Origin of the sequence: Aeromonas sp. MR7, from assembly GCF_963899385.1 — a bacterium.
In the GTDB taxonomy this organism is placed as follows: Bacteria; Pseudomonadota; Gammaproteobacteria; order Enterobacterales; family Aeromonadaceae; genus Aeromonas; species Aeromonas bestiarum.
Window position 1 is genome coordinate 247,237 of the sequence record NZ_CAWQXH010000011.1, and the last position, 16,907, is coordinate 264,143.

The 16,907-nt window shown below is 60.0% G+C and carries 17 protein-coding genes and 1 tRNA gene; 16 read left to right on the top strand and 2 right to left on the bottom strand.

What is annotated here, in order from left to right:
* Window positions 1–47 precede the first annotated feature (47 nt).
* The 12 genes from AACW87_RS06075 to AACW87_RS06130 are packed head-to-tail and all read left to right on the top strand — an operon-like array spanning window position 48 to window position 8,098.
* Complete coding sequence (locus AACW87_RS06075; RefSeq protein WP_241324485.1) at window positions 48–863, top strand: T3SS regulon anti-activator ExsD domain-containing protein; 816 nt, start codon at window positions 48–50, stop codon at window positions 861–863.
* Window positions 864–874: 11 nt separating this feature from the next.
* Window positions 875–1,300 (top strand): YscB family type III secretion system chaperone, encoded by a 426-nt coding sequence (locus tag AACW87_RS06080; protein ID WP_241324486.1) that lies wholly within the window; start codon window positions 875–877, stop codon window positions 1,298–1,300.
* Window positions 1,273–3,126: a SctC family type III secretion system outer membrane ring subunit AscC gene (ascC, locus tag AACW87_RS06085; RefSeq protein ID WP_241324487.1), complete on the top strand. Its 1,854-nt coding sequence runs from the start codon at window positions 1,273–1,275 to the stop codon at window positions 3,124–3,126. Before AACW87_RS06080 ends, ascC begins: the two co-directional genes overlap by 28 nt.
* On the top strand, window positions 3,123–4,424 hold the full coding sequence (sctD, locus tag AACW87_RS06090; RefSeq protein ID WP_241324488.1) for a type III secretion system inner membrane ring subunit SctD: 1,302 nt from the start codon (window positions 3,123–3,125) through the stop codon (window positions 4,422–4,424). The genes ascC and sctD overlap by 4 nt, the downstream gene beginning before the upstream one ends.
* A complete protein-coding gene (locus AACW87_RS06095; RefSeq protein WP_103471282.1) occupies window positions 4,387–4,590 on the top strand; it encodes an EscE/YscE/SsaE family type III secretion system needle protein co-chaperone in 204 nt (67 codons plus the stop codon). The genes sctD and AACW87_RS06095 overlap by 38 nt, the downstream gene beginning before the upstream one ends.
* 3 nt (window positions 4,591–4,593) lie before the next feature.
* Window positions 4,594–4,839, top strand: coding sequence for a type III secretion system needle filament subunit SctF (gene sctF / locus AACW87_RS06100; RefSeq protein ID WP_103471281.1), 246 nt, complete (start codon window positions 4,594–4,596; stop codon window positions 4,837–4,839).
* Window positions 4,839–5,192, top strand: a complete 354-nt coding sequence (locus AACW87_RS06105; protein ID WP_241324489.1) for a YscG family type III secretion system chaperone — start codon at window positions 4,839–4,841, stop codon at window positions 5,190–5,192. Before sctF ends, AACW87_RS06105 begins: the two co-directional genes overlap by 1 nt.
* Entirely contained in the window at window positions 5,189–5,746 is a 558-nt protein-coding gene (locus AACW87_RS06110; protein ID WP_241324490.1) for a YopR family T3SS polymerization control protein, read from the top strand. Before AACW87_RS06105 ends, AACW87_RS06110 begins: the two co-directional genes overlap by 4 nt.
* Window positions 5,746–6,084, top strand: coding sequence for a SctI family type III secretion system inner rod subunit AscI (ascI, locus tag AACW87_RS06115; RefSeq protein ID WP_103471278.1), 339 nt, complete (start codon window positions 5,746–5,748; stop codon window positions 6,082–6,084). The genes AACW87_RS06110 and ascI overlap by 1 nt, the downstream gene beginning before the upstream one ends.
* A 6-nt stretch (window positions 6,085–6,090) precedes the next feature.
* Complete coding sequence (sctJ, locus tag AACW87_RS06120) at window positions 6,091–6,828, top strand: type III secretion system inner membrane ring lipoprotein SctJ (protein WP_181003570.1); 738 nt, start codon at window positions 6,091–6,093, stop codon at window positions 6,826–6,828.
* Complete coding sequence (locus AACW87_RS06125; protein ID WP_241324491.1) at window positions 6,828–7,454, top strand: SctK family type III secretion system sorting platform protein; 627 nt, start codon at window positions 6,828–6,830, stop codon at window positions 7,452–7,454. Before sctJ ends, AACW87_RS06125 begins: the two co-directional genes overlap by 1 nt.
* On the top strand, window positions 7,433–8,098 hold the full coding sequence (locus AACW87_RS06130; RefSeq protein ID WP_241324492.1) for an HrpE/YscL family type III secretion apparatus protein: 666 nt from the start codon (window positions 7,433–7,435) through the stop codon (window positions 8,096–8,098). Before AACW87_RS06125 ends, AACW87_RS06130 begins: the two co-directional genes overlap by 22 nt.
* A gap of 68 nt (window positions 8,099–8,166) precedes the next feature.
* On the opposite strand, the gene AACW87_RS06135 is transcribed toward AACW87_RS06130, so the two are convergent.
* Window positions 8,167–8,242 (bottom strand) — tRNA-Thr (locus AACW87_RS06135).
* A gap of 85 nt (window positions 8,243–8,327) precedes the next feature.
* Window positions 8,328–9,068 carry a phosphatase gene (locus AACW87_RS06140; RefSeq protein WP_043134649.1) on the bottom strand — a complete coding sequence of 247 codons (741 nt, stop codon included), beginning with the start codon at window positions 9,066–9,068 and terminating at the stop codon, window positions 8,328–8,330.
* A 466-nt stretch (window positions 9,069–9,534) separates the two neighbouring features.
* Here AACW87_RS06140 and AACW87_RS06145 point away from each other — a divergent pair, with 466 nt between their 5' ends.
* The 4 genes from AACW87_RS06145 to AACW87_RS06160 all read left to right on the top strand — a co-directional run bounded on the left by AACW87_RS06145 (window position 9,535) and on the right by AACW87_RS06160 (window position 16,860).
* A complete protein-coding gene (locus AACW87_RS06145; RefSeq protein ID WP_043134650.1) occupies window positions 9,535–10,188 on the top strand; it encodes a TetR/AcrR family transcriptional regulator in 654 nt (217 codons plus the stop codon).
* Window positions 10,189–10,236: 48 nt separating this feature from the next.
* The gene (locus AACW87_RS06150; protein ID WP_241324493.1) at window positions 10,237–12,561 is read left to right on the top strand and encodes an acyl-CoA dehydrogenase; all 2,325 of its coding nucleotides are present in this window, start codon (window positions 10,237–10,239) and stop codon (window positions 12,559–12,561) included.
* Window positions 12,562–12,735: 174 nt separating this feature from the next.
* Window positions 12,736–15,798 carry an efflux RND transporter permease subunit gene (locus AACW87_RS06155; protein WP_241324494.1) on the top strand — a complete coding sequence of 1,021 codons (3,063 nt, stop codon included), beginning with the start codon at window positions 12,736–12,738 and terminating at the stop codon, window positions 15,796–15,798.
* 15 nt (window positions 15,799–15,813) lie between these two features.
* Complete coding sequence (locus tag AACW87_RS06160) at window positions 15,814–16,860, top strand: efflux RND transporter periplasmic adaptor subunit (protein WP_241324495.1); 1,047 nt, start codon at window positions 15,814–15,816, stop codon at window positions 16,858–16,860.
* Window positions 16,861–16,907: the final 47 nt, after the last annotated feature.

Here is a 16,907-nt window from a genome sequence, read left to right on the forward strand (position 1 = left end):
GAAACATCATCCCCTTATTGCCAGCAGCAAGATGAGCAAGGCATAGCATGAGTCAGCAAGATCACCATTCACCAAACCAGGGCCTGTTTGCAGGTCGTCGGGTTACCGTTGTCCAGCCAGATACCCTGAGTCGGGATCGTCTGGTTGGCCAACCGTCCGTGCTCCGTTATCAGGCTGCCGGAGTGATCACGTCGCAACAGATGGCTTTATTACAACGGCTATTGCCAAGAACCCGGTTGGAGAGTCTGTTGGGATCCATCTGGTTTCAGCGCCGTCTGGATGTCGCGCTGGCCGTCTCCCGCAAGGAGTTGCAGCAGATCCTGCGACTGGCGGGCAGCGAGCGTTGTGACTGGATGCAACAGCTGGGGGATCGCATCAATCTGGCTGATCGTTCGTTGCTGTGGCACTGGGTGCTCTATCCCTTGCACCGCTGGTGGGTACAGCGTCTGGAACCTCTTTATGGCGCTTGGCTCAATGAGCTGGATCAGTTGCAGGTCATGCGACGGCAGCTCAATGCACAGGCGGTTTTCTGGCAGACAGTGGTTGATGTTGCGGCGGATCTGGAGAGCAGAGTCGCCGTACAGCTTGAACAGTTGATCCAGCGTGAGCAGGAGCTTAAGCGGCTGCAAGCCGATGGCGAGGCACGTCTCCAGCTTGCCTGGCCCGCCTGGTATGCCCAGCAGAACAAGGAGGGGACGCCGGAGAGTTTGATGCCGGTGCCGTTGGAGCTGGGTGCATTCTGGCAAGCCCTGCAGGCATTGCCCCACCAGGACGCTGCCGCCCGAACGCTACACGAGTGGTTGGTTGGTCGCGGGATCGCGATGGGTCAGGATCACTTCTACTGGCAGCCGCCCGCTAGATAGCCCGAGGAACTATGCACACACTACTGAATCGATTGGCCGTAAAACTTGGCCAAGGGCCTTTTATTGCCGACGCTCAGGGTAAATATCACCTGCGCCTCGATGGCTACCCTCTCTTTTTAACCCCAAGAAATGGCGAGTTGCTGTTGAGTACACCTCTGGCAAGCCGCTTGTCAACTCAGGGGGACGCTCATGAACCGGCACTGCTGAAAAGCCTGTTGCAACAGGTGGTGGCCTGGGGCCGCCACTCTCCACATGCTCTGGTGCTCGATGAGCTTGGCAACTTGCAGCTGGAGGCGCGACTCGGGCTGGAATGGCTTGATGAGCAACTGCTGGAGGATCGTTTGGGTCAACATGTAGCGCTGCTGGATCGCCTGGAACCGCAATTGACCGAAGCCGCCCTGGCCCCCCAATGGAGACAGATGATATGGCACCCTTGAGTATGGAACCCCTGTTGCGTCCTTTATTGTGGCTCTGCATCGGTGTGGCTGTGTGGCTGCGTCCCGCAGTTGCTCAGGAACTGGACTGGGTTCCCATGCCTTATAGCTATGTGGCGGAAGGGGAGAGTCTGCGCGATGTGCTGGTCAACTTCGGTGCCAACTACGAGGTCTCCGTGGTGGTCAGCGACAAGGTCAACGATCAGGTCAACGGCCAGTTCGAGCATGACGAACCGCTCGCCTTTTTGCAGCAGCTCGCCTCCCTCTACAACCTGGTCTGGTACTACGACGGCAATGTGCTCTACGTCTTCAAGAACAGCGAAGTGCAGTCCCGTCTCATTAATCTGGAGCAGATCGGCGCTGCCGAACTCAAACAGGCGCTGCAGCGTGCCGGGATCTGGGAGCCACGATTTGGCTGGCGTCCCGATACGGATAACCGGCTGGTCTATGTATCCGGACCGCCCCGTTACCTAGAGCTGATCGAGCAGACCGCAGTGGCGCTGGAGCAACAATCCCAACTGCGCAGCGAGAAGACGGGGCCGCTCGCCATCGAGATTTTCCCGCTTAAATATGCCTCGGCCACCGATCGTTCCATCCAGTATCGCGATACCGATGTGGAGGCTCCGGGAGTGGCGACCATTCTGGCCAAGCTGCTCAGCGATGCGGGGGTACAAATGGTCAACGGGGAGGGCAAGAAGGGAGCCACGGTCACCTCCGGGCAGGCTATCGTACAGGCCGATCCCTCCCTCAACGCGGTGATCGTGCGGGATGCCCCGGAGCGGATGGCGATGTACAGCAAGCTGATAGCCGCGTTGGACAAACCAGCGGCACGCATCGAAGTAGCACTCTCCATCATCGACATCAATGCCGAGGACCTCTCCCAGTTGGGGGTGGATTGGCGGGTAGGGATCCGCACAGGATCCAACCAGCAGGTGATCATCAAGACTACCGGTGATCGTAAAGGGATCGAGCGCGGTGCGGCGCTGGGCAGTCTGGTGGACTCCAAGGGGCTTGATTATCTGCTGGCGCGGGTCAACTTGCTGGAAAACGAAGGCAATGCCCAGGTGGTCTCCCGTCCGACTTTGCTGACGCAAGAGAACACTCAAGCGGTGATTGACCACAGCGAAACCTACTACGTCAAGATCAGCGGCGAGCGGGTGGCCGAACTACAGGGGATCACCTACGGCACCATGCTGCGGATGACGCCTCGGGTGATCCAGATGGGTGAAAGACCCGAGATCAGCCTGAGTCTACATATCGAGGATGGCAACCAGAAGCCCAACAGCGCTGGTGCGGATGGCATTCCCACCATCAGTCGTACAGTGGTGGACACCATAGCCCGGGTCGGCCACGGCCAGAGCCTGTTGATCGGCGGTATTTACCGGGACGAGATGAGTGAAAACCTGAGCAAGGTACCTTTTCTTGGCGATATTCCCTATCTGGGGGCGCTGTTTCGCAGCAAGGATACCCAGACCCGCCGTTCGGTACGGCTCTTTATTATCGAGCCCAGGCTGATTGATGACGGTATCGCCCACTATCTGGCGCTTGGTAACGGCCAGGATCTGCGGTCCAGCGTGCTGGGGGTCGATGAAATATCCAACCAGAGCCTCTCTCTTGGCAAGGTGCTGGGCGGCGCTCAGTGCCAGCCACTGGCAGCGGCGAGGGAAGTGCAAAAGCTGATGCGGCAGGGGGGCAAGAGCTCTTTCCTTACCCAGTGCCGGATGGGCAATGAGCTGGGGTGGCGGTTGGTCGAGATGAAGAAGGATCAAAAATGCACACCGGCGGCTAGCTGGTGCGTGCAGGCCGGCAAAGACGGGGCTAATCGATGAGCTGGAAGTGCCGCATATATCGCGGACTCAACCGTGGGGTTGAGGTCCCCCTGCCGGAGGGGCGTCTAGTCATCGGTGCCGATCCGCTGTTGGCCGATCTGGTGCTGGTGGACGAAGGGATGGCGCCGGAACATCTGGTGCTGATGGTGACTGCTGACGGGATCACGCTGCAGATGTGGGCTGAGGGTATGGCACCAACACAGGATGGCCTCGCTCTGGCCCCGGGGGAGCAGCTCAAGGCGGGGACGCGACTGGAAGCGGGTCCGCTGCTCTGGAGTTTTTGTGACAGCAGCCGTTCGCTTCCCGAACAGCTGGATGAAATTTCGGTGGTGACGCCGCTACCTCGTCTGCGGCGACGAGCTACGCGTAGCGATATGTGGATGGGCGCTCTCTGTCTGAGCCTGGTTGTCGCAGTGATCTTGATGCTCGGTACTGGCTGGTGGCACGGTAGTAGCGAGGATGAATCGGCTCTCAGTGAACAGGCATTGAAGCGCTTTCTGGCCTCGCCAAACTACCGTCAGGTGGTGCTCAACAATACCGATCCCGAACTGTGGCTGCTATCTGGTTATGTTGATGAGAACAGCGGTCGTCTTGCCTTGCAGCAGTACCTGGACAGCAACGGCTTTGGCTACCGGCTGGATCTGCGCACCATGGAGGATTTGCGACAGGGGGCCGGTTTTATTCTGCAAAAACTGGGTTATGAACAGCTGCAGGTCCGCAATGGCAAGGAGCCTGGCTGGCTCAAGCTAAGTGGTGAAATTCAGGGGCAGGATGGCAAGTGGAACAGCATTGAATCCCTGCTCAAGCAGGAGGTCCCTGGCCTGCTGGGAATTGAGGATCAGGTACAGGTGGCCGGGGCCTATCGCAAGCGTCTGGATGTCTTGCTCCAGGAGCAGGGACTGACGGGTACGCTGCGGGTACGCGAGGCAGGTGAGCGACTCGAGCTCTCCGGGCAACTGGATGAGCGCCAGCTCGGCCTGTTTCAGTTGGTGCATCAGCAGTTTCGCCGGGAGTTCGGTGCATACCCGGCGCTGGATCTGATCAACCAGACCAGAACACCGCACCAGGATGAACTGGAGTTCGATGTACGCAGCGTCTCGTTCGGCCGGGTTCCCTACGTGATCCTGGCGGATAACCAGCGCTATCCAGTCGGTGGCGCGACCACCAGCGGCGTGCGCGTGCTGGCCATTCGCCGCGATGCGGTGGTGGTGAGCAAGGGCAGGCAACAATACATCGTCAAATTAAAAGGAGCCGAGCGGCATGATGACCAGTTTGGAAGCGCGACTGTCCGGCGCTGATCCGGCGTTCACCCGTGAGCTACACGACCAACTTGTGCAGGCGCAGGGAGCGGTGAAGCGACAACTGCTGCGTGGGGGAACCCTGCAACAGTACCGGGAGTGGCAACAGCAAGCAGATGCTATCGAGGCGGGCATGAAGATACTTGAACAGATAGAGGGAGCATGACAGATGGCTGATATTTTTACCCCGGGAAATACCTTGGACAAGGTCGCCGAGAACCTGAAAGATCAGGCCAACAAAGCCAATGATGAGGTTCAAAAAGCGATTGAAGCGTTGAAAACCACACCGGATGATCCTGCGCGTCTTGCCGAACTGCAGCACAAGATCAACAAGTGGTCGGTGATTTTCAATATCAATTCAACCGTGACTCGGGCCATGAAAGACCTGATGCAGGGTATTTTGCAGAAGATTTGATGATGAATTTTCAACTCAAGCGACAGCTTGCCGAGCTTGCACTGGCAGGTACCGGACATCATTGCCATCAGGAGGCCGCAACCATCGCTGACTGGTTGGCTGGTGAAACTGGTATGGCGGAGTGTGTGGCGCTCATCCGCCTCTCATCCCTGATGAACCAAGGGGATTACCAGGCGGCTTTGCTGCTGGGTGAAGAGTGCAGCACGCCGGATATCGAGCCTTGGCTGGCCCTGTGCGAGTGGCGGCTCGGCCAGCATGATGCGCTGGCAGTGCGGCTGGCCCGATTGGAGCAGAGCGACCAGCTTGCCTTGCAACAGTTTGCTGCTGGCCTGCGCGAGCAGATGGTGTCATGAAAATAGAAGGCAGCGAGCAGCCAACCCGGCAGTCACCACAGGCAAGCCCGGTACCTCCTCCCGAGCAGGTCGCCCAGCGCCAGTTTGAGCGGCTGCTGGCAAGGCCACCAGAGCCGGATCTGTTTGATCGCTGGCGGCAGGGCGCGCAGCTCGACAGCTTGCTGGCCAATGCGGTACCGGCTGCCCGGCGTGACCTGCTTTGGCAAATTTATCAGCAGGGCGACAAACCGGCGCCAGAGATTGGCAAGCAGCTGTTTGCACCGGTGACCAGCAAACTCATCGAGCGATTTGGTGAGCGTCAGCTGCCGGTCGTTGCCGCGATAGATCAACCTGAATTACGGGCCTTGATGCGGGAGTTTGATCCGTTGGCATCTCGGCGGGAGAAGGTGCTGTTGAGCGTGATGACGGAGATCAAGGGCGAAAACGGTGCAGTGAGACCCGAACTGGAGTATCTCGGGGACTTGGCTCGTCGTGAACTGATGACCTTGATCCCGCTTAACGGCATGGTGGACAACCTGATGCGCAATTCGCACAAACTTGATCTGGAGGCATGATGGAGATTACCCAGTCTGCCCAGGCGGTGGTGACCAGCCTGGATGAGTTAAAAACGGCGGACGCCTCCTCTGCCCAAGTCGCCAGCTTTGAACAGGCGATGGGGAGCACATCCCAAGGGATGGGGAGCTCCTTGCTCGGGGAGCTGGGGGAGTTAAAGCAGCAGTTTGTCGAGGCAAAGCAGAGCCTGCAGGCCGAGCTGGCGACGCCGGGAGATGATCCCAATAGCTTGATGCAGATGCAGTGGTCGCTGATGCGTATCACCATGCAAGAAGAGCTGATCGCCAAGACAGTGGGCAAGATGAGCCAGAACGTAGAAACCCTGTTGAAGACTCAGTGAGGTAGTGTGAAAAGACCGATGCTGATGGGGGTGGTGCTCACCTCCCTGCTACTCAGTGGCTGCAAAGTGGAGCTTTATACCGGGGTCACTCAGAAAGAGGGCAACGAGATGCTGGCGTTGCTGCAGACCGAGGGAATTTCCTCTGACAAACAGCCGGACAAGGATGGCCACATCAAATTGTTGGTCGAGGAGTCCGACGTGGCGCAAGCCATCGAAATTCTCAAACGCAAGGGCTATCCGCGGGAGAGCTTCTCCACCCTGCAGGATGTGTTTCCCAAGGATGGCCTTATCTCCTCGCCGACCGAGGAGCGGGCTCGCCTTACCTATGCCAAGGCACAGGAGATCTCCAATACCCTGTCGGAAATCGATGGTGTGTTGGTGGCCAGAGTGCATGTGGTGTTGCCGGAAGGGAATGAGGGGATCGGCAAGAAGCCGTCGCCTGCCTCCGCCTCGGTTTTTATCAAACATGCGGCGGATATTCAGCTGGACACCTACATCCCGCAGATTAAGCAATTGGTCAACAACAGTATCGAGGGGCTGGCCTATGACAGGATCAGCGTGGTGTTGTTGCCCTCGGCCGATATTCGTCAGATGCCGTTGATGGCACGCAACACCAGCCTTTTTTCCATTGAGGTGAGTGAGGCGTCGAAGTGGCGTCTAGGGGGGCTCGTCGCCCTCTTGCTGGCTCTGGTGGTGACTACCAACTTGGCCCAGTACCTGTGGTACCGGAGCCGGAGTCGCTGATGGTCCCTGGTCTGACCCCTTATCAATTGCGCTTTTGCCCGGCCAGCTACCTTCATGAGGCACACTTTCCGCTCTCATGGCGTTGGGTGCAGGAGATCTTGTCTGATTGGCGAACACTTCCCGCTAGTAACTATGCCCTGCTCGATGAACTGGAATTGGGAATAGATTACGAAATGCCTGTCCCTCTCGGTGGGTTGGCTCTTTTTCCTCAAGCCGAGCTCGGGCTGGTACTGCGCCGGCTCGGTGCAATGCTGCACGGGGAGGCGATCCGTCACTGTTTACAGGCATCGATGCTGCGCCAGTTCATCGCCTTGCTGGGAGAGGAGGGACACAGGACATTGCTTTCCCAGCTTGACCTGCTGATCGGGCCCTGGCCAGCCGGGTGGCAGCAATATCTGCCAATACAGCTCGATGGCGCCTATCTGGAAGAGACAGGATTGCAATTCTGGCTGGCTGCGGCTGGAGCTGCGGATCCTGACTGGGCTCGTCGCCTAGTCCTGCGACTTCCCCCTGCGCCGAAAAGGTCATCATTGTGTCTGGCCGCCACTCAGCTGCCGCTAGCCCAGGCGCTCTGTCTCAAGATTGCCAAACAGGTAACCCCCCAATGCTGCCATTTGTTGAAATAAAAAGTGAACACCTGCAGCTTGCGCCAAGCCAGCGTATTTTGCGCAGCCAAGATTATCAATCTTACCTGAGCGCTCAGGAGCTGGTGGAGGCAGCCCGGGCGCAAGCAGCCGACATAGTGGAGGAGGCCCATGCTATTTATGAGGAGCAAAAGGCGCTTGGTTGGCAAGCTGGCATCGAGGCGGCCCGCTGCGAGCAGGCAGTGCTGATCCACCAGACTCAATTGCAGTGTCAGGAGTATTACCGCACGGTCGAGCAGCAGATGAGTGAGGTGGTACTGCAAGCGGTGCGCAAGATTTTGCACGATTACGATCAGGTAGCGCTTACCCTCAAGGTGGTGCGTGAGGCGCTCTCGCTTGTGAGCAACCAGAAGCAGGTAACGGTGCGGGTTCATCCCGAGCAGGTGCAGGCGGTGCGTGACCAGATCGCCCGGGTACACAAAGATTTTCCCGAGATCGGCTATCTGGAGATCTCTGCAGATGCTCGGCTCGATCAGGGCGGCTGCATTCTGGAAACTGAGGTGGGGATCATAGACGCCAGTATGGATGGTCAGCTGGAGGCACTTGCCACAGCTATGGCTGCGGTTTTGAAAAAACGTAGTGAGCAGTTGCCTCGTGAAGATAACGCTATGTTAGCCGCAGTGTAAGTTGACCACTACAGAGAGCCAAGATGCAAAAGAGGTTAGCTTCATGATGAAGCTAACCTCTTTTTAAATGGTGCCGGTAAGGGGAATCGAACTCCTGACAAACGCATTACGAATGCGCTGCTCTACCAACTGAGCTATACCGGCGTGGCACTAGATTCCCGAAAACAGCGGGGCAAGTCAATGAGCTGACATCAATTTTATGAGTTAGCTCATGGAGTTACGGGCAATGTCAGAGGTTGTCAAACTCCGGAATATGGGCGCGGCCGCGGCTCTCGAGAAAATCGAGCAGGGCGCGGGGAGATCGCGCCAGGATCCGCTCTTCGGGGAAGTTTGCCTCGGTCACCAGTCGGTGGCAGTGCTCGAAATCCCCCAGGCTGAACGCCACGTGGGAGTCGGAGCCGAAGGTGAGATAGGCACCCAGATCGCGCGCCGCTTCGACGATGGCGCGGCAGTTGCTCTCGCTACCCGGACGGGAATGGCTGAAGGAGGAGTTGTTGAGCTCCAGCGCCACTCGGTATTCGGCGGCGGCCTTGACCACGGCCTGGATGTCGATGGGGAAGGCGGGGTTGCCAGGATGGCTTATCATGTCGACCCGACCGCTCCTGATGGCGTTGATCATGGCCTGGGTATGGGTAGCCTGATCGCAGGGGGGAAATACAGGTTCGTGGAAGCCGGCCATTATCATGTCGAGCCGAGACTCATAGCGCTCGGGGAAGTCGATTTCACCGTCGATATTTTTGATGTTGGCTTCGATGCCACGCAGTATGCCGACGCCGTCGACCACCCGCGGCAGCACATGCAGATTGACGAAGTGCCAGAAGTGGGGGGCATCGGCCATGTCGGGGCCGTGATCCGTGGTGGCGAACAGCTTGATCCCCTTCGCCCTGGCGATGGGCAGATAGTCGTGAATGGTGCTGTAAGCGTGGGTGCTGGCGACGGTATGGGTGTGGGTATCGACCGTATACTTCATCTTCTCTCCCCTTCTGGCGTGAGGCGCCAGCATAGCAAAGGCGGCGGGTCGAGACCATGTTGTGGCTTGTCATACTTTGTCACAAATTGCGGGGGCGTTGACAAAGTTTGAACACGCTTGGCCGCCATGATGGATGAATCGATGAAAGCCTGAACTCGCATCGATGGGTTGGATCAGGATGGTGCAACCTCTTTTCCCCGCCGTCGCTCCCTGCGACGGTTTTTTTTTGCCCGCGCATCGTCACCAACACCAACAGGGCAAAAAAATGCCCAACTAGCATGGAGCAGGTTGGGCGAGACTTAATGTTTAATTGCAGTGGCATAGATATAGAGTGTTGTTTGTCAGCTAAGTTCCCGCCTTGTTCCCCATTTTTAGCAAAAACATTCCACTAACACCTGTTCACATTCTCTTGACATAAAAGGTTGTGAAACGTACTTTTTAAACATTCGTTTAAGTGAGGTGTCCTGTGAGTAAAATCGATACCAAGAACCGTATTCTCGATGCCGCCGAGGTGTTGTTTGCCGAACGGGGGTTCGCCGATACCTCTTTGCGTCTGATCACCAGCGAGGCCGATGTCAATCTGGCGTCGGTCAACTACCACTTCGGTTCCAAGAAGGAGCTGATCCAGGCGGTGCTCGATCGCTACCTGAGCCTGTTCATGCCCGAGCTGGATGCGCGCCTGAACACCCTGATGGAGCAGGAGCAGCTGACTCTGCTGCAGGTGTTCGAGAGCTTCGTTGATCCTCTGATGAAGCTGGTGGCGGTGCGGACCAACGGCCCCGCCATCTTCATGCAGCTGCTGGGGCGTGGCTACATCGACAGCCAGGGCCACCTGCGCCGCTTCATCACGGCTCACTACGGCCCCATTTTGCTGCGGATCACCCAGGCGATCTCCAAGGCCAATCCGTCTCTGTCACCGGCGGATCTGTTCTGGCGGCTGCACTTCACCCTGGGCACTGTCGTGTTCACCATGGCCTCCGCCGATGCACTACGTGACATCGCCCTGGCCGACTTTGGCCAGCAGCTCGATGTGGAAGGGCTGGTGCGCAACGTAATTCCTTATCTGGCGTCCGGTGTCGGGGCGCCCGTGGAGTCGACCAGGCTCTCCCTGGCCGTGTAACAACCAACAATAAATCAACGGAAACAGTGAAATAGAAGGAACTTGAGTATGATCACATTGCTTATCCTGCTGGTGCTGGCGATAGCCGTTGTGCTCGGCGTGCCCTCCATCCGCAAAAAGGTGGTAACCCGTCCCGTGTTCGGCATCTTCAAGAAGATACTGCCGCCCCTGTCGGCCACCGAGCGGGAGGCCATGGAAGCCGGCTCCGTCTGGTGGGATGGCGAGTTGTTTCGCGGCAACCCCGACTGGAAAAAATTGCACGGTTACGGCAAGGCCGAACTGACCGCCGAGGAGCAGGCCTTCATCGACAATCAGGTCGAGACCCTGCTCGCCATGGTCGACGACTTCAAGATCGTCAATGAAACCAAAGATCTGCCGGAGCCGGTGTGGGACTATCTGAAGAAGGAAGGCTTCTTCGCCCTGATCATCCCGAAAGCCTACGGCGGCCGTGAGTTTTCGGCCATTGCCAACTCCACCATAGTCACTCGCATCGCCACCAAGAGCCTGAGCGTGGCGGTTACCGTCATGGTGCCGAACTCACTTGGCCCGGGCGAGCTGCTGATGCACTACGGCACCCAGGCCCAGAAGGATTTCTGGCTGCCGGGGCTGGCCAATGGCAAGGAAGTGCCCTGCTTCGCCCTGACCGGCCCGGAAGCGGGCTCGGACGCGGGCGCCATCCCGGACAAGGGGATCGTCTGCAAGGGGATGCACAAGGGTGAAGAGGTGCTTGGCATCCGTCTGAACTGGAACAAGCGTTACATCACTCTGGCGCCGCGCGCTACCGTGCTGGGCCTGGCGTTCAAGATGTATGACCCGGAAAAACTGCTGGGTGACAAGGAAGAGCTGGGCATCACCTGCGCCCTGATCCCGACCAGCCACCCCGGCGTGCGCGTGGGCGATCGCCACTACCCCATGGGGCTGGCGTTCCTGAACGGTCCGACCTTCGGCAAGGATGTGTTCATTCCGCTGGACTGGATCATAGGTGGCCCGGATTACGCCGGCCGCGGCTGGCGCATGCTGGTGGAGTGCCTCTCCGCCGGTCGCGGCATATCGCTGCCTGCGCTCGGTACCGCCTGTGGTCACATGACGAGCCGCACCGTGAGTGCCTACTCCTATGTGCGCAAGCAGTTCGGCATGTCCATCGGCAAGTTCGAAGGGGTGCAAGAGGCGCTGGCCCGTATCGGCGGCCTGACCTATCAGCTGGAAGGGGCCCGTCGCATGACGGCAGGTTCGCTGGATTTGGGTCAGGCACCGGCCATAGTCACCGCGATCTCCAAGTACCACATGACCGAAATGGCGCGCCAGGTCATGGATGACTCCATGGACATACATGCCGGCCGAGCCATCCAGCTGGGTCCGAAGAACTACACCGGCTACGCCTACATGGGCATTCCGGTGGCCATCACGGTGGAAGGGGCCAACATACTGACCCGCAACCTGATGATCTTCGGCCAGGGGGCCACTCGCTGCCATCCCTATGTGTTTGCCGAGCTGGAAGCTGCCGCCGACACGGACGTGGAGCGCGGCCTCGAGAAGTTTGACGCCCTGCTGCTGAAGCACATCGCCTTCGGTACCGGCAACTTCTTTGGCGCCCTGTTCCAGGGGCTGACCCTGGGCCAGTTCAACGGCTCCCCGGTGAGCGGCGAGACCGCCCGTTACTACAAGCAGCTGTCACGGATGAGCAAGGGGCTGGCGCTCTGTGCCGACGTCTCCATGCTGATGCTGGGTGGCGATCTCAAGCGCAAGGAGATGATCTCCGCCCGCCTGGGGGACGTGCTGAGCCACCTCTACCTCGCGTCCTCCACCCTCAAGCACTACGAGGATCAGGGCCGCATGGTCTCCGATCTGCCGTTCGTGCAGTATGCGGTGGAGCGCAACCTCTACCTGATCGGCAAGGCGTTCGAGGGCTTCTTCCAGAACTTCCCGAACAAGGTGGCGGGTGCCGTGCTCAAGCGGGTGGTGTTCCCGTTCGGCGTGGGTTACCAGATGCCGGCGGACGATCGCTGCCACGCCATCTGTCTGGCCATGATGACGCCGGGCGAGTTCCGCGACCGTCTGACGGCGCTGTGCTACGTGGGCAAGGATGATGCGGATCCGGTCGGTCTGATGGATCGCGCCTTCCTGGCCATGGTGGCGGTACAACCCATAGAGAAGAAGCTGGTGCAGGCCCAGAAAGAGGGCAAGCTGCCCCGCAAGATGGCCCTGCCCGAGCTGGTTGCCGCTGCCCTGTCCCAGTCCATCCTGAGCAAGGATGAGGCCGACAAGCTGCTGGCCGCCGATGCCCTGCGCTACGAGGCGATCCAGGTGGACAACTTCGCCCCTGGCGAGCTGGAAGGTCTGTCTCAGCCGAACCCTGTGGTGCATGCCGCCTGAGTCTATTGCCATCACTGAACCTGATGAGAAACCGGCCAAGTTGGCCGGTTTTTTTGTTTGTTAACCATGCATTTACAACCTCGATTAATTCCAGTTTAATGCAATGGCCCCCACCCTTGGGGCAGGAAGCAAGGCCAGCGGAATGGCCGACAACAACAAACTCAGGAAGAGTGAATGAACCTCGCCAAAACGGCGATCGAACGCCCCATCTGGGTGGCGGTTTCGATCGTGCTGATTTTTCTGCTGGGCCTGCTCAGCATCCGGGGGCTGCCGATCCAGCTGTTCCCCGACATAGACCGCCCGCACCTCAACATCTCGGTGGACTGGCGTTCGGCCTCGCCCCAGGAGATGGAGTCGGAAATCACCGATCCTATCGAGCAGGAGATGCAGGGAGTGCAGGGGCTCAAGAGTCTCACCAGCAACAGCTTTCCCGGCTTTACCGAAATTGATCTGGAGTTTGCGCTGGGTACCGACATGCAGCGGGCCCAGCTCGATGTCATCTCCCGCCTGAACAGGGTGTCCGGGTTGCCGGACAACATAGGTGGCCCCTACGTCAACAACTACAGCAGCAACGACACCCTCACCTTCTTTTTTATCCAGCAACTGCCCGGTGCCAAGGGGCAGATTGACGATCATCAGGCGCTGATCGAGGCGCGGGTCAAGCCTGAGCTTGAGCGGATCCCCGGGGTATCGACCGTGGAGGTGGAGGGGATCAACGAGCGCCAGATCCAGATACGTTTCGACCCCTATCGTGCCGCCGAGCTGGGGGTGGAGATCCCTGTGCTTGCCAGCCGGGCCAGTACCGGCTGGGATGTGTCGGCGGGTACCCTCGACATAGGCCGTTGGGAGTACAAGCTGCGCTTCGCCGGGCGTTATGACGTCGATACCCTGGGGGACAAGGTGGTGGACTGGCGCGATGGTCTGCCCATCTATCTGCGTGATGTAGCAGAGATCTGGTTGTCCCGGGAAGAGAACCCGGTACTGCGCATCCAGAACGGCAACACCGCCATCGCGGCGCAGATCTTCAAGGAGAGCGGTGCCAATGCCCTGGCGGCGCTGGAGGCGATCAAGGTCAAAGTGAGCGATCTCAACCGCGACGTGCTGGAGCCGGTCGGGCTGCACATGGAGCAGTCGTTCGATGCCTCCCTCTACATCAACCGGGCGGTGGGTATGGTGACGGCCAACCTGGGGCTCGGCGTGCTGCTCTCCTGCGCCATCCTCTGGCTTTTTCTGCGCCAGCTCAAGGCGACCCTGATGATAGCGCTCGCCATTCCCATCAGCATCATGCTCACTTTCTGTCTGCTCAAGGTACTGGGCAGGACCCTAAACGTCATCTCGCTGGCGGGCATCGCCTTTGCGGTCGGCATGGTGCTGGATGCCGCCATCGTGGTGCTGGAAAGTATCTACCGGCGCCATGAGCGGGGTGATTTGAGCAAGGCCGAGGCGGCGCTGGAGGGTACCCGACAGGTGTGGACGGCGCTGGTGGCTTCCACCCTTACCACTGTGGCCATCTTTTTGCCGGTACTGCTGCTCAACGACGTGGAGGGGCAGCTGTTTGCCGATCTCGCGCTCACCATCGCCTGCGCCGTGACCGTCTCCATGCTGGTGGCGGTCACAGTACTGCCTGCGGTAGCGGCGCGCTGGATGGGGCGCGAGCGACTGGTCGATCCCTATGACTCACTGTGGCAGCGCACGACCCGCCATGTGATCCGCTGGACTGGCACGGCCCCTCGCCGCTGGACCGTCATCACCCTGATGATGAGCCTGCCTGCGCTGGCGACCTGGGCTCTGTTGCCCAAGATGGACTACCTGCCGGATGTGAAACGCGATGCGGTGGACGTGTGGATGAACTTCACCCCGGGCTTCAACCTCAAGGCCCAGCGTGAGGAGGTGATAGATACCCTGATCGCCCGCCTCGCCCCCTACATGAAGGGGGAGAAGGAGCCGGCCCTCAAGAACTACTACATATTGCGTTACCCGGGCGGCGCCCAGATCGGGGTGCGGCCCAAGGATGAAACCCAAATCAAGGCGCTGGAAAGCCTGTTGATGAAGCAGCTGCTGGTGGGCATCCCCGATACCCAGATATTCGGCGGCCAGGGTTCGCTGTTCGGCGGCTTTGGCAGCGAAAACGGCATAGCCCTGCTGTTGCAGGGCGGCTCTTTGCCTGAGCTCTACCAGGCGGCACGGGCCGCCATGGCCATCGTCAAGCAGGACTTGCCGGGGGCTCAGGTCAGGCCGCAGCCGGATCTCGACTTCACCGCCCCCGAGCTGCGGCTGGTGCCGCAAGACAGGCGTCTCGCCGAGGTGGGCTGGGATCGTACCCCCATGCCTGCCATCATCCAGACCTTCGGCGATGGACTGCGGGTCGGCGAGTATTTCGATGGGGAGGACAGGCTCGACATCATGCTGATGGGGCAGGCCTCCGCCAACCCGGATGAGCTCAAGGCGGTGCCGCTGGCGACCCCGTCCGGTCGCATAGTGCCGCTCGGTGAACTGCTGCGGGTGGAGCACGACATGGGCCCGGCCAGCATCTTTCGGGCCGACGGCAGGCGCAGCATCAGCCTGCAGATCTCGCCGCCAGAGGGGATGAGCATGGAGCAGGTGCTCGATACCCTGCAGAGCAAGAGCTTTGCCGCCATCCGGCCGCTGCTGCCCGCCGGCGGCGAGCTGAGAGTCTCGGGCAATGCCGACAGCCTGCAGCAGGCGCTGGACAATCTGGGGGCCATCTTCCTGTTTGCGGTGATGATCCTGCTGATCTTGCTGTGGGGCGTGTTTGCCTCCCTCAAGGATGCCGTGCTGGTGCTGCTGACCCTGCCGCTCGCCACCGTCGGCGGAGTGCTGGCGCTGCACCTGAGCGGCCTGCTGGTGCCGTTGCCGATGGATCTCTTGACCATCATAGGTTTCGTCATCCTGCTGGGGCTGGTGGTCAACAACGCCATCCTGCTGGTGCACCAGACCCGCATGGCCGAAAGGGACGGCATGAGTCGCCAGCTGGCGGTGGCCGATGCCCTGCAAAGCCGGATGCGGCCCATCGCCATGACCAGTCTTACCAGCATCTTCGGCATGTTGCCGCTGATGCTGAGCCCGAGCGAGGGCAGCGAAATCTACCGGGGGCTGGCCACCGTCATCGTCGGCGGCATGAGTTGCAGCACCCTGTTTACCCTGATCCTGTTACCCGCCTTCCTGCGCCTGGGGGAGCGTGCCGATGTACCGCTTGCCCTGCGCCAGCGGGTCTGAGCAAGGAGCTCATCGATGACACACGGTTTTACAAGGATGGTAGTGGGCGCGGTGCTGCTGGCGGGGGGCGTGTTCCCCGTGCTGGCTCAGGGCAAGATGGTGACCCTGGCGGATGTGACCCGGGGGGATGCGGCGGCCAGCATCTGGGTCAGCGGCACTGTGGCGAGCCGCCAGCAGGCGGCCTTGAGTGCCGAGGTGAGCGGGCGGGTGGAGTGGATTGCCGAGTTCGGCAGCCGGGTCAGGGCGGGGGATGAGCTGCTGCGCCTCGACAGCGCTGCGCTGCGGCTCTCGCTGGAGCAGGCCCAGGCCGAGCAGGCGAAGTGGGCCAGCAACGTGCGCTTCGCCCGCGCCGAGTTTGACCGGTTGGCGACGCTGCACCGCCAGAAGAGCACCTCCCAGAGCCAGTATGACAAGGCGCGCTACGAGGTAGAGCAGGCAGAACTGGCCGAGCGGCTAGCGCGGGTGCAGGTGCGCCAGATTGAGGAGCAGCTGCGCAGAAGCCACATCTTCGCGCCGTTCGACGGGGTGGTGAACAACCACTTCATCCAGCCGGGAGAGCATGTGGATGCCGGTGAGCAGGCAATGGAGCTGGTCAATCCGGATCAGCCCGACATACGCCTGCAGGCTCCCATCATCTGGGCCGGTCAGCTGGCGCCCCGGACCCGGCTGCGGGTGGAGGGGGATCAGCTCAGCAGCCACGGGGTTTACTATCAGCGGGCGGCGAGCGCCGATCCCAAGTCGCGTCTCATCGAACTGCGCCTCAAACCCGAGTCGGGCCGCTTCATCATAGGATCGCCGGTGCGGGTGGCGCTGCCGCTGGGTGAGCAGCAGACCATGCTGTTGCCGCGCGATGCGCTGGTGCTCAATACCGAGGGGAGCGTTGTCTATCAGGTGGAGCAGAGCGGCAAGGAGCTGAAAGTGAACCGGGTGCCGGTAACAGTGCTGTTTGGCGACAGCCAGCAGGTGGCGGTGAGCGGGGCGCTCAAGCTGGGTGACAGGGTGGTGGTGCGCGGTGCCGGCAGCTTGCGCCATGGTGACAAGGTCGAACTGTTTCGCGGTTGAGGCGGCGGTTTCACCATAAAAAACGGCTCCCGCGGGAGCCGTTTTTG